This window comes from Marinobacter sp. F4218 (assembly GCF_019443085.1).
GTDB lineage: Bacteria > Pseudomonadota > Gammaproteobacteria > Pseudomonadales > Oleiphilaceae > Marinobacter > Marinobacter albus.
Window position 1 is genome coordinate 260,378 of record NZ_JAHZIL010000003.1, and the last position, 14,008, is coordinate 274,385.

The 14,008-nt window shown below is 59.8% G+C and carries 15 protein-coding genes; 3 read left to right on the forward strand and 12 right to left on the reverse strand.

What is annotated here, in order from left to right; genetic code table 11:
- Positions 1 to 82: 82 nt before the first annotated feature.
- Positions 83 to 1,375 (reverse strand): flagellar biosynthesis protein FlhF, encoded by a 1,293-nt coding sequence (gene flhF, locus K0B93_RS05110; RefSeq protein WP_219866184.1) that lies wholly within the window; start codon positions 1,373 to 1,375, stop codon positions 83 to 85.
- A 61-nt stretch (positions 1,376 to 1,436) separates the two neighbouring features.
- Positions 1,437 to 3,617 carry a flagellar biosynthesis protein FlhA gene (gene flhA, locus K0B93_RS05115; RefSeq protein ID WP_219866185.1) on the reverse strand — a complete coding sequence of 727 codons (2,181 nt, stop codon included), beginning with the start codon at positions 3,615 to 3,617 and terminating at the stop codon, positions 1,437 to 1,439.
- 226 nt (positions 3,618 to 3,843) lie between these two features.
- Between flhA and upp the strand changes: the two genes are divergently transcribed.
- From upp to K0B93_RS05130, 3 genes are read left to right on the forward strand one after another with little or no spacing between them, the layout of a single operon-like run.
- Positions 3,844 to 4,482, forward strand: coding sequence for a uracil phosphoribosyltransferase (gene upp / locus K0B93_RS05120; RefSeq protein ID WP_219866186.1), 639 nt, complete (start codon positions 3,844 to 3,846; stop codon positions 4,480 to 4,482).
- A gap of 2 nt (positions 4,483 to 4,484) precedes the next feature.
- Complete coding sequence (locus K0B93_RS05125; protein WP_219866187.1) at positions 4,485 to 5,741, forward strand: uracil-xanthine permease family protein; 1,257 nt, start codon at positions 4,485 to 4,487, stop codon at positions 5,739 to 5,741.
- Positions 5,722 to 6,576 (forward strand): class I SAM-dependent methyltransferase, encoded by an 855-nt coding sequence (locus tag K0B93_RS05130; protein ID WP_219866188.1) that lies wholly within the window; start codon positions 5,722 to 5,724, stop codon positions 6,574 to 6,576. Before K0B93_RS05125 ends, K0B93_RS05130 begins: the two co-directional genes overlap by 20 nt.
- Before the next feature lie 57 nt (positions 6,577 to 6,633).
- On the opposite strand, the gene flhB is transcribed toward K0B93_RS05130, so the two are convergent.
- The 10 genes from flhB to K0B93_RS05180 form a co-directional block, all read right to left on the reverse strand.
- Positions 6,634 to 7,770 carry a flagellar biosynthesis protein FlhB gene (flhB, locus tag K0B93_RS05135; RefSeq protein ID WP_219866189.1) on the reverse strand — a complete coding sequence of 379 codons (1,137 nt, stop codon included), beginning with the start codon at positions 7,768 to 7,770 and terminating at the stop codon, positions 6,634 to 6,636.
- Between the two features lie 25 nt (positions 7,771 to 7,795).
- Positions 7,796 to 8,581 (reverse strand): flagellar biosynthetic protein FliR, encoded by a 786-nt coding sequence (fliR, locus tag K0B93_RS05140; protein ID WP_219866190.1) that lies wholly within the window; start codon positions 8,579 to 8,581, stop codon positions 7,796 to 7,798.
- Positions 8,582 to 8,584: 3 nt separating this feature from the next.
- Positions 8,585 to 8,854 carry a flagellar biosynthesis protein FliQ gene (fliQ, locus tag K0B93_RS05145; protein WP_219866191.1) on the reverse strand — a complete coding sequence of 90 codons (270 nt, stop codon included), beginning with the start codon at positions 8,852 to 8,854 and terminating at the stop codon, positions 8,585 to 8,587.
- A gap of 8 nt (positions 8,855 to 8,862) precedes the next feature.
- Positions 8,863 to 9,648: a flagellar type III secretion system pore protein FliP gene (gene fliP, locus K0B93_RS05150; protein ID WP_219866192.1), complete on the reverse strand. Its 786-nt coding sequence runs from the start codon at positions 9,646 to 9,648 to the stop codon at positions 8,863 to 8,865.
- Between the two features lie 4 nt (positions 9,649 to 9,652).
- A complete protein-coding gene (gene fliO / locus K0B93_RS05155; protein ID WP_219866193.1) occupies positions 9,653 to 10,099 on the reverse strand; it encodes a flagellar biosynthetic protein FliO in 447 nt (148 codons plus the stop codon).
- Position 10,100: 1 nt separating this feature from the next.
- Positions 10,101 to 10,595 (reverse strand): flagellar motor switch protein FliN, encoded by a 495-nt coding sequence (fliN, locus tag K0B93_RS05160; protein WP_219866194.1) that lies wholly within the window; start codon positions 10,593 to 10,595, stop codon positions 10,101 to 10,103.
- The gene (gene fliM, locus K0B93_RS05165) at positions 10,588 to 11,586 is read right to left on the reverse strand and encodes a flagellar motor switch protein FliM (RefSeq protein WP_219866195.1); all 999 of its coding nucleotides are present in this window, start codon (positions 11,584 to 11,586) and stop codon (positions 10,588 to 10,590) included. The genes fliN and fliM overlap by 8 nt, the downstream gene beginning before the upstream one ends.
- Before the next feature lie 38 nt (positions 11,587 to 11,624).
- The gene (locus tag K0B93_RS05170; RefSeq protein ID WP_219866196.1) at positions 11,625 to 12,137 is read right to left on the reverse strand and encodes a flagellar basal body-associated FliL family protein; all 513 of its coding nucleotides are present in this window, start codon (positions 12,135 to 12,137) and stop codon (positions 11,625 to 11,627) included.
- 203 nt (positions 12,138 to 12,340) lie between these two features.
- Complete coding sequence (locus K0B93_RS05175; RefSeq protein WP_219866197.1) at positions 12,341 to 13,537, reverse strand: flagellar hook-length control protein FliK; 1,197 nt, start codon at positions 13,535 to 13,537, stop codon at positions 12,341 to 12,343.
- A 114-nt stretch (positions 13,538 to 13,651) separates the two neighbouring features.
- Positions 13,652 to 13,999, reverse strand: a complete 348-nt coding sequence (locus K0B93_RS05180; protein ID WP_219866198.1) for an Hpt domain-containing protein — start codon at positions 13,997 to 13,999, stop codon at positions 13,652 to 13,654.
- Positions 14,000 to 14,008: the final 9 nt, after the last annotated feature.

Genomic DNA, 14,008 nt, shown 5'->3' on the forward strand with positions numbered 1-14,008 from the left:
GTACTGAGGGCTCGTCTTGTCATTGAACGGCGCCAGCTCTGCGCGCCGGATACTCTGTCATCCGGTAAAGGTGCGTTCGCGCTCAGGCCCCTTCAGCAACCGACTGCTGTTGCTGCAGGCGTTTCAGCCGTTCCACCGCCAGCCGCACCAGGGGAATGGCTTCCGCGTGGTGCAGGTCCTCGGGAATTTTCTGCCCGTCCGTGTAATAGGCCACCGGCAATCCGGTTTCCATCACGAACCCAAGAGATTCCCCCAGTGTCAGGGCTTCGTCAATCTTTGTCATTACGCAGCCCGCAAGATTTGCCATCTTATAGCAATGCCACACGGATTTCATGATACGCGGCTGGCTGGTGGCAGACACCACCAGATGAGTACGAATGTTGTGGTGGCTGCGCGCCAGCTCGGCCAACTGCTCCTGGTAGCCTTTGTCCGAGCTGGTCAGGCCGGCGGTATCGATCAACACCAGATGCCGACCGGACAGCTCGTCCAGAATATCGTCCAACGAATGGCTTTCATCCACCACCCGCACCGGAACGTTCAGGATCCGACCAAACACGAACAGCTGCTCGTGAGCGGCCACCCGGTAGCGGTCAGTCGTCACCAGGGCCAGGGAGTCCGCTCCGTGTCGCAACACATAACGCGCCGCCAGCTTGCCGATGGTGGTGGTCTTACCGGAACCTGTCGGACCAACCAACGCGTAGACCCCTCCCTCGTCCGGCCATTCCTGGCGCGAGGTGCGGACGCCGGTTGCCAGCATTTTCAGGGATTGCTTCCAGCCATCTTCAAGCCGGCCGCCCTTGTGACGGCGGGACAGCGAACCCGCCAGGTCACTGCTCAGACCAAACTCCTGCAGTCGCTCGGCCAGCCGCTGCTGGAGCGCATTGCTGACTGGCTTTGCCGGCTCGGCGGAACGGCCGCTCATCATATCCTTGAGTGAGCTGATTTCAGCCCGCATCTGGGCCAGCTCATCGGAATACCCCCGAGCATTCGGCGCAGACGCTGCCACCGACTCGTCAAAGCCGGACGAGGCTGCCTCGTTCAGATCCGCAAACGTGGCGCCGGAATAGGTTGCACCCGCTTTTGCCCGCTTTTCCCGCACTTCACGGATTCGATCACGGGAACGGTTCAGCTCGTCCTCGAGCCGGCGATGCTGGTCGGCCTGCATTTCCGCCAGCCGCGACCCGTTGATGGCAGACTCGGCCTTGTCACCCAGTCGCTGGCGCGCCATGTTCTCGTCGTAGTCCAGTGCCGTCACGATTTCGACGCCACCGTCAACACGACGATTGGAAAGAATCACGGCATCCGGCCCCATCTGCTCACTGACCTGCTTCAGCGCCTCTGCCATGCTCTGAGCGAAAAACCGTTTTACTTTCATACTGACTCATCCTCCACCGGCAACCCCTTTGCGGGCGCTGGCCGCGTTGTGGTCCGTGTCATTACTGACCGACGGACGCCACGATAGTGATCTGTTTGTTATCCGGTATTTCCTGGTAGGAGAGCACGTGCAGGCGCTCTACCCCGTAGCTCGCAAACCTCGCCAGTACCGGTCGCAACGGTCCGGAAACCAGCAGAATTGCCGGCTTGCCCAGCATTTCCTGGCGCTGAACACTGTCCTGCAGGGAACGCTGCAGCTTCTCCACCATGTTCGGCTCCAGAACCAGACCGATGTCGTCCTGACCGCCGGATTGTTGACTCTGTTGAACAGACTTTAGCAATAACTGTTCCAGATCCGGATCGAGGGTGATGACCGGAATCTCCGATTCGTTGCCACAGATACTCTGAACGATCATCCGTCGCAGGGACTGGCGCGCCACCGTAGTCAGCAGTTTCGGATCCTGACTCTTGGGATGAACGTTGACGATGGCCTCGGCAATCGAGCGCATATCCCGAATGGGGACCTCTTCCTTCAACAGGTTCTGCAGCACCTTGAGCAACAGGCTGATGGACACCGTCGTCGGCACCAGCTCCTCGGCCAGCTTCGGCGACACTTTCTCCAACTGATCCAGCCACTTCTGCACTTCCTCGTGCCCCAGCAGCTCATGGGCATGCTTCTGCAACACCTGGTTCAGATGGGTCGCAACCACGGTACTGGCATCAACCACGGTGTAGCCCAGAGTCTGGGCCTGGTCCTTTTTGTCAGGCTCGATCCAGATGGCATCCAGCCCGAAAGCCGGATCCTTGCCCTGGATTCCCTCGACCTTCCCGAACACCTGGCCGGGATCGATGGCCAGTTCCCGCTCCGGATGGATCTCAGCCTCAGCGATGGTCACGCCCATCAGCGTGATGCGGTAAACGTTGGGCATCAGGTCCAGGTTGTCGCGAATGTGTACCGACGGCATCAGAAAGCCCAGATCCTGCGACAGCTTTTTACGCACGCCCTTGATCCGGCTCAGCAGCTGACCACCCTGGGATTTGTCCACGAGGGGAATCAGCCGGTACCCCACTTCCAGTCCGACAATATCGACCGTAGCGACGTCGTCCCAGCCCAACTCTTTGCTCTCCCCGGGCGCGGGTAATTGACGGCCGGCATCACCACCACTGTCTCCGCCGGGCGGCAGATCCTGCCCCGTCGAGCGCGGCACGCCCACGGCGCCGCCACGACCCGGGAAGACCCCGTCTTCCTCAACGGTCTGGCGATCCTGCTTCCAGATATACCAGGCCGCGGCCGCTGCGAGGCTGCCGAGCCCGAGGAAAGCAACGTGCGGCATCCCCGGGATCAGACCCAGAATCAGGAGGATGGCGGCCGCGATGGCCAAGGCCTTGGGCGCACTGAACATCTGGCTCAGGATCTGGCCGCCCATGTCCTGGCTGGAGGTCACCCGGGTAACCATGATGGCGGCGGATGTGGACAGCAGCAGTGAGGGTATCTGGGCCACCAGCCCGTCACCGATGGTCAGCAGTGCATAACGCTGCATGGCCAGCCCGAAGGTCAAATCGTGCTGCAACATGCCAATGGCCACGCCACCGATGATGTTGATTGCAAGAATCAGAAGGCCGGCAACCGCATCGCCTTTGACGAACTTCGAGGCGCCATCCATCGAGCCGTAAAAGTCGGCTTCCTGGGCAATCTCCGACCGGCGATGCTTGGCTTCGTCCTGGTTGATCAAACCGGCGTTCAGGTCGGCGTCGATGGCCATCTGCTTGCCCGGCATGGCGTCGAGGGTAAAGCGGGCGCTGACTTCGGAGACCCGGCCGGCGCCCTTGGTAACCACCAGGAAGTTGATGATCATCAGGATGGCGAAGACCACAAGCCCCACGGCGTAGTTGCCACCAATCAGCACGGCACCAAAAGACTCGATCACCTTACCTGCAGCGTCTCCACCCTCATGACCTTCCAGCAGTACGATGCGGGTGGAAGCCACGTTAAGGGCTAGTCGCAGAAGCGTCGCCACTAGCAGCACCGTGGGGAAGGAGGCAAATTCCATAGGGCGCATGGCGTAAACACACACCAGCAGGATGACGATGGACAGGGTAATGTTGAAAGTGAAGAAAACGTCCAGCAGGAACGCGGGCATCGGCAGGATCATCATGCCCAGAAGCCCCATCAGCATAATGGGAATGCCCAGATTTCCCCGCGTCAGGGATTTGACGTTGTTAAGGACTAATGCTCTGTCCATGCAGGACTCTTCTCCGCTTGGCTTTACCTGAAGAGGGTTTCAGGGTCGAAAGTCTGACGCCCTGGCGCCTTCTGGAGGTGGCATCGCAAGATCCGTACCACTCCTTACCCGAATTCCCCGGGCTTTCTCCCGGTGTCGCCTGACGTTCCTCCTCAGATACGGTATCCTTGCGCCATTTGAACGCGCTGAAAAACCACGACAGACCAACCAGACACACAGGTGACCCATGCCAATCCACGAGGTTAAACACCCACTGATCCGACACAAACTCGGCCTTATGCGCCGGGCGGACATCAGCACCAAGAATTTTCGTGAACTGGCACAGGAGGTTGGCGCCCTGCTGACTTACGAAGCCACCAAGGATTTTAATCTTCAGGAAAAGACGATTGAAGGCTGGGCGGGCCCGGTCAACGTTGAGCAGATCCACGGCAAGAAAATCACCATCGTTCCCATCCTGCGAGCCGGGCTGGGCATGTTGGACGGCGTCCTGAGCCTGATCCCGGTCGCCCGGGTGAGTGTGGTCGGCCAGATCCGCAACGAAGAAACCCTGGAGGCCAGCACCTACCTGGAAAAGCTGGTCGGCGAACTGGATCAGCGAATGGCGCTGATCGTGGACCCGATGCTGGCGACCGGCGGCTCGATGATTTCCACCATCGACCTGCTCAAGAAAGCGGGCAGCACCGAAATTCGGGCCCTCGTGCTGGTTGCGGCTCCCGAAGGCGTCAAGAAAGTGTTGGAAAAGCACCCGGACGTTTCGATCTATACCGCCTCGGTTGACGACCGTCTGAACGAGAAAGGGTATATCCTGCCGGGCCTCGGCGATGCCGGTGACAAGATCTTTGGTACCAAGCAGAAGGACGTATAAGCATGCAGGATCATACCAACGACCCGATCTGGAAACAGGCCATCGCCGGTTCGCAAATGCTGCTGGTCGCCTTTGGCGCCCTGGTCCTCATGCCCCTGATCACCGGGCTGGACCCCAATGTCGCCCTGTTCACCGCAGGCCTCGGCACCATCATTTTTCACATCGTCACCGGGGGCCAGATCCCGATTTTCCTGGCCTCATCCTTCGCCTTCATCGCCCCGGTCATCGCCTCCAAGGGCAAATTCGGCATGGAGGAAACTATGGGCGGCCTGATGGCGGCCGGTATTCTCTACATCCTGCTCAGCGGCCTGGTTCGCCTTCGCGGCACGGGTTTTGTCCGCGCCCTGCTGCCGCCCGTGGTGATTGGCCCGGTAATCATGACGATCGGCCTGGGCCTGGCCCCGGTCGCCGTGCACATGGCCTCGGGCCGCACCGGTGACGGAGCGACCCAGCTCATTCCCTACGACACGGCCATCTGGATTGCCATGATCTCACTGGCGGTGACCATCGTCATGTCGGTTTGGTCGCACGGCATTTTTCGCCTGATTCCGATTATGTTCGGGGTCATCACCGGGTACGTGCTGTCGGCCTTTGCCGGTATCGTCGACACCACCCCCGTTCAGGAAGCGGCGTGGTTCGCCATGCCGAAATTCGTCGCACCCGAGTTCAGCTGGGGCGCCGTCCTGTTCATGATTCCGGTCGCCATCGCTCCGGCCATCGAGCACATTGGCGACGTCCTGGCCATCGGTAACGTCACCCGCAAGAACTACCTCGAAAAACCGGGCCTGCATCGCACCCTCTTGGGCGACGGCCTGGCAACCAGCTCGGCGGCTCTGCTCGGTGGCCCACCCAATACCACTTATTCGGAAGTCACCGGTGCGGTCATGCTAACCAAGAACTTCAATCCCCGGGTCATGTGGTGGGCTGCCGTCATCGCCATTGTGCTGGCGTTCGTCGGCAAGTTTGGCGCGGCGCTGCAGACCATTCCGGTTCCGGTCATGGGTGGCATCCTGTGCCTGCTGTTCGGCTCTATTGCCGTGGTCGGCCTCAACACCCTGATTCGTCATCAGGTCGACCTTTCCCAGTCGCGCAACCTGGTGATTGTGGGCGTCACCCTGGTCTTCGGTATCGGTGGCATGGTTCTGGGACACCTCGAAGGCATCGCCCTGTGTGCGGTGGCCGCCATTATCCTGAACCTGATCCTGCCAGGCAGTCGCGAGGCATGGGGCAAGGCAATTTATGAGCACCAAACCGACTGACAGCTCGGGGATCAGCTTCACCGCCCTCTATACCGGTGCCGTCTGGCACCGGTATGGCCTTTCTGACGACGCCCTCGCCACCCAACAGGGCCGCTGGCTCTATCACCTGATGACGCCGTTCGAAGCGGCCAGCAAGGCCGCCATCGGCGGCAACATCCGGACCTTCCTGCTCCAGCGCCATCTGATCATTGATCATCTGATCGACGAGGCCATAAATCACCAGGGTATCGACCAGGTCCTGGAAATCGCCTGCGGCATGTCTCCCAGGGGCATCCGGCTGCGACAGCGGCACCCGCGGCTTCACATGGTCGAAGCGGACCTGCCGGACATGGCCGGGCGTAAAGCGCTGCGCCTGCTCGCCACAGGCCGACTGGGGGACCACCACCAGGTTACCCCGATCGACATTCTGGCCGAGCGTGGCGAGTACTGCCTTGAACAGGTCATCGATCGCGTCTTCGACAACACCAGACCCGTGATTATTGTCACCGAAGGGCTGACCAGCTATTTCTCCCTGGCAGTTATCAGCGACTTCTGGCGGCGCCTGGCCGCGGCGATGGCAAAGCGCCCCGGTTCGCTCTATCTTTCCGAGAGTTACTACCGCCCGAAACAGCCTCTTCTGGACGGCACCCTGCGAGCACTCGGGTCCGTTCTCGGCGCCGCCACACGGAGCCAAGTGTCATTCCATTTCCGGAATGACGACGAAGCACGACAGCACTTCCTTGCCTGCGGATTCCGCTCCACGAGGGTTCATGATCCGCGGGCGTGGTACGGGACACTACCGATTCCGGAAAGCCGCGGGGAGCCGATGGTTCGGGTTATCGAAGCTCGCTCCTGAACTCGCTGACTGGCACGGCCCTCGCCCGAAACTCACAGGCCAGGGAACGAAACCAATCTAGATATCGCGCTTCAAGTCAGAAGGAATCGGAAGGTCAGGCATGCCGGGCTTTGGACCACGCCCCTTGCGGAACTGGCGGAGCTGGAACACGTAGGCCAGCACCTGCGCGATGGCCATGTAGAGGCCGTCGGGGATCTCTTCACCAATATCGGTGTTGTGGTAGACCGCCCGGGCCAACGGTGGCGTGCGGAGGACTTCCACTTTGTGCTCCCGGGCGATTTCCATGATCTTGAAAGCAACTTCGTCCGCACCCTTGGCCACCACGACCGGCGCTGCCATGGCGCCCTGATCGTATTTCAACGCCACGGCATAGTGGGTCGGGTTGGTGATGACCACGTCCGCGGTAGGCACATCCTGCATCATGCGACGCTGGGCCATTTCGCGCTGCAGCTGGCGAATCCTGCCTTTGACTTCCGGCTTACCCTCGGTGTCCTTGAACTCGTCCTTGACCTCCTGCTTAGTCATTCGAAGCTTCTTCTGATGGTCGTAGATCTGGAAAGGCACATCGACCAGGGCAACGATGATGGTTGCGCAGGAAAGCAGGAAAAAGCTCCAGCCCAGCGTCCACAACACGTGTTCCATGGCTGGAACGGCAGGCTCTTCTGCAATGCTCAGAAGATCTTCGGTTCTCAGATCGAGGATCAGGACCGCAAGGGCCATCACCAGACTGACCTTGGCAATGGCCTTGACCAGCTCCACCAGCGAGCGCGCGGAGAACATCCGGCCGAGGCCCTTGATGGGGTCCATTCGGTTCAGCTTCGGCGTGATGGCCTTGCCACTGAACAGCAGGCCGCCAATGCCGATGGAGCCAAAGATAGCGGCTATCAACAACACGACCAGAATGGGAGACAGTGCCCATGCCGCTTCCTTGGCGGAAGCGATGAGCTGGATACTCATGTGGCGGGTGTCAAAGATCGCGGAGCGTTCGAGCACGAAACTGTCGCGCATGATCCCTTCGAGCGCAGCACCGAGACTGGTGCCAAACATCAGCAGACCGCCGGCGCCCGCCATCAGCACCGCCATGGTCGCCAGTTCCCGGGAGCGGGCCGTCTGACCTTCCTCTTTGGCTTTCTCAAGCCTTCGGGGCGTGGCCTCTTCCGTTTTTTCCTGGCTGTTGTCGTTCTCTTCGGCCATGGCTCAGCGTCTTTGGTGTTAGTGCCTAGGGCTGGCCCTGCAGCTGTCTCATGAAATCGAACGTCTCCCGCGTGTACTGATCAAAGTGCGGCAGAAAGTTGGCGTGCAGGACCCATATGGCAAACAATCCAAAAATCAGGCCAATCGGGAAACCCAGTGCGAAGATATTCATTTGAGGCGCAGCGCGGGTCGTCACACCAAAGGAGATAGTAACAATCAGCACGGCCGTCACCGCCGGCAACGCCAGCAGCATGGCAGAGGCAAACATCCAGCTGATGCGGTGCGCCAGGTCCCAGATACCGCCCTGCCCCAAACCCTCCAGGCCAATGGGCAGGGTACGGAAGCTTTCGATAAAGACCTCAAACGCGGCAAGATGGCCGTTCATGGCCAGGAACAGCAGGGTAATCGTGATGGTGTAGATCTGGGACAGCACCGGCACGTTGACGCCATTGGCCGGATCTACCATGGACGCAAAGCCGAGACCCATCTGCATAGCGATCATCTGACCGGCGACGACGAAAAGTTGCCACAAGGCGGTGAGGGCAAAACCGAGCCCCACGCCGATCAGGATCTGCTGCAGGGTAATGACGACCGCATCGGCACTCAACGCTTCCACCTGCGGCACCGGCGGGATCATCGGAACGATCAGAATGGTCATCAGCAGCGCCAGCCCTAGGCGAACACGGGCGGGGACCAGCTGGGTCCCGAAGACGGGGATCACCATCAGGAAACTGGCAATCCGGAACAGGGGCCACAGGTGCTGGCCTACCCACTGCCCCAGCAGATCTGCACTGAACTCCGCTGGTATCATCCGTCAGCCGATCAGGTAGGGAATACTGGAAATCAGCCGGTTGGCGTGATCCAGCAGTTTGGTCAGCATCCACGGCCCCATGACGATGATGACAATCAGGGTCACCAGCAAGCGCGGCAGAAAACTGAGGGTCTGTTCGTTGATCTGGGTTGCGGCCTGAAAGGTGCTGACCACCAGGCCGATAACCAGCCCCGGCCCGATGATCACCGACGACAGCAGCACGATCATCCAGAGTGCCTCGCGCAGAATATCGATGACGGTTTCCGGAGTCATAACGCCCCCTATATTCCGTAACTGGCCGCCAGTGTCCCCATAATCAGGGCCCAACCGTCCACAAGGACAAACAGCATGATCTTGAACGGCAACGAGATGATAATCGGAGACAGCATCATCATACCCATCGCCATGAGGACGCTCGCCACCACCATGTCGATGATCAGGAACGGGATAAACAGGATAAACCCGATCTGGAAGGCGGTCTTTAACTCACTCGTGACGAACGCTGGCATCAATACCCAAAAAGACACGTCATCCGGCGTCTGGTATTGCTCATCCGCCATCCGCATGAACAGGCCCAGGTCGCTTTCCCGGGTCTGTTCCAGCATGAACTTCTTGAACGGCTGGCTGGCCAGTTCGACGGCTTCAAGGGACGTTACTTCCTCCTGAAGGTACGGCTGCAGGCCCACCCGATTGGCCTCCTCAAGGACCGGCTTCATGATGAAAATGCTGAGGAACAGCGCCAGTCCCAGAAGGATCTGGTTTGACGGCGTGGCCTGCAATCCAAGTGCCTGCCGGAGAATGGCAAACACCACGATGATACGGGTGAATGACGTCATCATCATCAGCATCGCCGGCAGGAACGTCAGCGCCGTCATCAGCGCCAGGATCTGCAGGGTTACCGAGTATTCCTGAACACCCTCCCCTTCACCGGGCTCAACGGTGAACGCAGGAATACCGGGAATGCCGCTGGCGCCGCCAGCGTCCTGCGCCAGGGACAAAGGCGCCCAGAGCATGCCGAGCAACAGGAGCAGAATCGGAAAGAACCGGGTGGAAATGAGGGCAATCATGGGCTCAGTCGTTCCTTGTGGGCGAAGTCCAGGATTTGCCAATCATGCTCTGAAGCCGTCTGGCAAAGTCACCAGAAGGCGGATTACTGGCATCGACTACCGGCTCATCGAACACATGCAGCGTCCGTATCGCCGAGGGCGTGATTCCCAGCAGTATCTGTTGGCCGCCAACTTCGATCAACGCAAGACGCTCCCGGGCACCCAGCGCCATTACCGAGACCACCTTGATGGCGTTATTGTTCATCCCGGTCATGCCGTTCATCCGGCGAATGATCCAGGCACAGCCATAGATAATCGCGATCACGGCCAGCAGTCCGACACCGAGGCTAACCAGCGTGCCCATGGTATCCGGGGCCCGAACCGGTGCTGATTGCTCGGCCTTGACGGTCTCTTCCGCGAACACCGGGCTGGCAAGAAAAAGCACCGACAGCCCAACCAGCTTTGACCACATGTTATTTCTGCAACCGTTTGATGCGTTCGCCCGGGCTGATCACGTCGGTCAGACGAATACCGAACTTTTCGTTCACCATGACGACCTCACCGTGGGCGATCAGGGTGCCGTTGACCAGGACATCCAGTGGCTCCCCGGCCAGCCGGTCGAGCTCGATGACCGAACCCTGGTTCAGTTGCAGCAGGTTACGGATCGGGATCTGGGTGTTCCCCACTTCCATCGAAATCGTCACCGGAATATCCAGAATCACGTCCATATCCGGCGCGGGCCCGGAGCCCTGTGTAGGCTGACGTACGTGATCAAACTCCTCCATGGGCGCAGTCTGAACGTCGTCGTCCCGCCCCGTCTGGCCTGCCTCTGCCATGGCAGCCGCCCACTCATCCTCGGCGGAACCGCTGTCGTCGCCATCGCCCGACTCTTCCATGGCCGCTTCCCATTCGGCCGCCAGCTTCTCGTCTTCGCTGAGCTGCTGCTCGTCTTTCTTGTCGTCAGCCATTGCGTCCCACCTTCAGTTGTTTCTTGACCTTGGGCAGCGATGCCCTTTCATGAATTCGCAGTGCCAGTTTCCCGTCCCGGGTGCCCATGGTGGCCTTGTAGATCGGAATGCCGTTTGCGGTCACTGTCAGATACTCGGGGATTTCTACCGGAATAATGTCGCCGGCTTTCATCTTGGCGATGTCCCGCAAGGAGATCCGGCGCCGACAGACCGTGGTGTTCACCGGCACGTCGACGTCCTTGATATCCTCCTGCAGGGCGTTCACCCAGCGCTCGTCGACGTCGTCGATGTCACTCTGGACACCGGCGTCGAGGACATCCCGGATGGGCTCGATCATGGAGTACGGCAAGGCAAAGTGCAGTTCACCGCCACCGCCATCAAGCTCGATGTGGAAGGTGCTCACCACCACGACTTCGCTCGGACTGACGATGTTGGCCATGGCCGGGTTCACTTCCGAGCTGAGGTAATCGAATTCCACCTTCAGGACGGCATGCCAGGCCTCTTTCATGTCGTGGAAGACCTGGTTCAGAACCATCTGCACGATACGGGTTTCGGTCGGCGTGAATTCCCGGCCCTCAATCTTGGCGTGACGCCCTTCGCCGCCGAAAAAGTTGTCGACCAGCTTGAACACCAGTTTGGCGTCGAGAACGAACAGGGAGGTGCCGCGCAGAGGGCGGACCTTACACAGATTGAGACTGGTGGGTACGTACAGGGTGTGGATGTACTCCCCGAACTTCATGATCTGCACGCCACCGGCGGAGACATCGGCGTTGCGACGCATCAGGTTGAACAGACTGATCCGGGTGTAACGGGCAAAGCGCTCGTTGATCATCTCCAGAGTCGGCATCCGACCACGGACAATGCGATCCTGGCTGGCGAGGTCATAGGACTTTACGCCGGTGTCGTCCGTCTCTTCATAGGTATCGATATCGCCATCGTCCACCCCATGAAGGAGGGCATCGATTTCGTCCTGTGACAACAAGTCCTGCATAGTAGTCCTGCCCTGAAATGCCTTGCCCGCGACGGGTCCTATTGCACTACAAAATTTCTGAACAGCACCCGCTTGATGACGGGCTCGCCTTCCTGGTCCAGTACCTCGTTGACGGTCGTCAACATCTTGTCGGCCAGTCCTCGCCTTCCTTCCGGCGTCTGCAACCGATCAAACTCGCTATTCCCCAGCGCCATGACGAGTTGGCTGCGGATCAGCGGGAGATGCAACCGGGCCGCGGCGAGTGCCTGGGGATCCGTTGCCTCCATCGCCAGGTAAACCTGGGCATACCGCTGGCGCCCTTCCGCCTGCACCGTCGTGACCAACGCTTTGTCCAGCTCCAAATAAGTGCTGGGTTCAAAGCTTTCTTCTGCCATCTCATTGGCACCCTCGCCCCCGTCTGCCTCCATGCCAGGCAAACTGCCTCCAAGGAACCAGAGCGTACCCACAACGGAGAGGACGATCGCCAGAATGACGACCACCACCAGCATGATGATGAGCTTCAGCCTGCCTTTCTTGGTGGGAGCCACGTCGGGCGTAGTATTTTCAGCCATAGTATCCGCTTTGCCAGAAATCCGTCAGTCGGAGCGTTTTTCCGTGACTTTCATTGGTTGGATGCAAAGGGTGGGCCAGAAGCCCCACCCTTCCCGTTCAGAACCGCAGTTTAGCGTCGCACGGGAGGATGGGCAAAACAGTTTGGAGGGAAATTCTCGGACTGATAGCGGTTTACCAATGAAGCATTACCCGGGCTGAACTCTCAGGCGAAAATGTCGACCTCACCCTTCCAACTGAGATCAAGGCTACCAGCCTGGACATCGGCTTCATCAACCTCCGACACCGCCTGATTACTGACATGGTTTCCCGGTTTACCGCCCTGATCCTCACCAGCCCCCTGTTCGCCTCCTCGCTGCTGGGGAGAATCCGAGACCTCAAACCGCGCGAGGTTCAGGCCCTGGTCCCCGAGCATGTCCCGAAGCCGGTGCGACTGCTGTTCCAACTGTTCGCGCACAACCGGATTGGTCGTGTGAACCGTAATGTTGGCCTGTTCGTTCTGGACCCGTACTTTGACTTCCATCGGACCCATATCCGGCGGAGTCAGGTGGATCTCGGCCACTGACATATTTCTTGCCGTCAGCCAGCTGAGCTTGCCCACCAGTTTGTCCCCCCATTCGGCATGGCCCACGGGGGTATCAATGGAAGTGGCGTAGCTTTTCAGCGGCACCGCTGTTTCTGCCGTCAATTTGGCAGCACCGGCATTCGCCGCCTGCTGACCGGCGACTTCCAGAGCGGAGTGGAATCGGCCGGAGGCGACGAGGCTGGTCGGGTCAGCCGGTCGGCCACTCTCAGAGCCCAGCGTCGCCGCTAACGCCTCGGACAATTGCAGCCCTGCGGTAATGCCTGGAGCCGCCTGCCCGGCTGGCCCGGCCTGGCCAGCCTTACCCGCTATAACACCATTAAGGGGGCCGCCGGCAGGCATCAGGGGATTCAGCGCCTGAGGCACCCCATTGGTGTTGGAGGAAAGACCAGGAGCTGCCATTTCGGCCTGACCGGCAGCAGGAATCAGCAATGCCTGCAATTCAGAAAAAGTCAGTGGTGTGGAGGTCACGTCCATGTCAGAGACAGCCTCGGCCGACTCAGACGTCTCCGCCTTGCCGGCAACGGCCTTCTCCGTTCGGGTGGGAGCCTCGGGCTTCGAATGAGGGGCTTGCTCAGAAGACGCGGTGGATTGCCGGTCTTTTCCAGCTTTGCCGGGTGCGCCGGCAGCATGTTTGTCACCGGCCCGGGCTTCGTCCCGGCGTTCGGTCTTCTGCCGATCCAACCGCTCCTGTTCAGCCCGCGACACTGATTCGTACCGACTCTCGCCATTGGGTTCTCGTCCGGAACCGGGCCTGGTGGCGTTGGCGTCTTTTTGCATCCCGGGGGCGGGAGTCTGGGGAAGAACCATCTGGGGCATGGCAACCTCTTGCCGCTTTTGTCTCGTGGACACCCGATCCTTGCCGGCCTGAGGCCGGTTGACGGGCGGTTTCCCGTTATTTGTGCAAAAGCGGTGCCAGACAGCTTTAGTGAATCAGCGAGCCAGCAGATTCTCAAGCATGCCAGTGATGGCCTGAAACTCCGATTCGATGGCATCCACCGTAGCGGGCGCGTCCTCCAGGCGTTGCTCCTTGCCCGCCGTTTCCGCTACCCGGCAAAGCTCGCCAAGCTGCGGTGCCCCGATGTTGATGCAGCTGCCCTTGAAGCTGTGAGCCATATGGGCGAGCGCTTCGGCGTCCTGAACATCGACCGCTCGTTTCAGTCCGGCAATTCGTTCGCGGGAATCGCTGAGAAATGTGTGTATCAGCACTTCAAACTCTTCATCCATGACCTCCTGAAGCTCAGCCAGTGCTTCTTCGTCAAGGTGTGGTGTTGCACTCATACCAACCCC

Excerpts from the sequence above, each read along its gene's own strand:
- flhF (WP_219866184.1), bottom strand. The coding sequence starts at position 1,375 with ATGAAAGTAAAACGGTTTTTCGCTCAGAGCATGGCAGAGGCGCTGAAG.
- flhA (WP_219866185.1), bottom strand. The coding sequence starts at position 3,617 with ATGGACAGAGCATTAGTCCTTAACAACGTCAAATCCCTGACGCGGGGA.
- upp (WP_219866186.1), top strand. The coding sequence starts at position 3,844 with ATGCCAATCCACGAGGTTAAACACCCACTGATCCGACACAAACTCGGC.
- K0B93_RS05125 (WP_219866187.1), top strand. The coding sequence starts at position 4,485 with ATGCAGGATCATACCAACGACCCGATCTGGAAACAGGCCATCGCCGGT.
- K0B93_RS05130 (WP_219866188.1), top strand. The coding sequence starts at position 5,722 with ATGAGCACCAAACCGACTGACAGCTCGGGGATCAGCTTCACCGCCCTC.
- flhB (WP_219866189.1), bottom strand. The coding sequence starts at position 7,770 with ATGGCCGAAGAGAACGACAACAGCCAGGAAAAAACGGAAGAGGCCACG.
- fliR (WP_219866190.1), bottom strand. The coding sequence starts at position 8,581 with ATGATACCAGCGGAGTTCAGTGCAGATCTGCTGGGGCAGTGGGTAGGC.
- fliQ (WP_219866191.1), bottom strand. The coding sequence starts at position 8,854 with ATGACTCCGGAAACCGTCATCGATATTCTGCGCGAGGCACTCTGGATG.
- fliP (WP_219866192.1), bottom strand. The coding sequence starts at position 9,648 with ATGATTGCCCTCATTTCCACCCGGTTCTTTCCGATTCTGCTCCTGTTG.
- fliO (WP_219866193.1), bottom strand. The coding sequence starts at position 10,099 with ATGTGGTCAAAGCTGGTTGGGCTGTCGGTGCTTTTTCTTGCCAGCCCG.
- fliN (WP_219866194.1), bottom strand. The coding sequence starts at position 10,595 with ATGGCTGACGACAAGAAAGACGAGCAGCAGCTCAGCGAAGACGAGAAG.
- fliM (WP_219866195.1), bottom strand. The coding sequence starts at position 11,586 with ATGCAGGACTTGTTGTCACAGGACGAAATCGATGCCCTCCTTCATGGG.
- K0B93_RS05170 (WP_219866196.1), bottom strand. The coding sequence starts at position 12,137 with ATGGCTGAAAATACTACGCCCGACGTGGCTCCCACCAAGAAAGGCAGG.
- K0B93_RS05175 (WP_219866197.1), bottom strand. The coding sequence starts at position 13,537 with ATGCCCCAGATGGTTCTTCCCCAGACTCCCGCCCCCGGGATGCAAAAA.
- K0B93_RS05180 (WP_219866198.1), bottom strand. The coding sequence starts at position 13,999 with ATGAGTGCAACACCACACCTTGACGAAGAAGCACTGGCTGAGCTTCAG.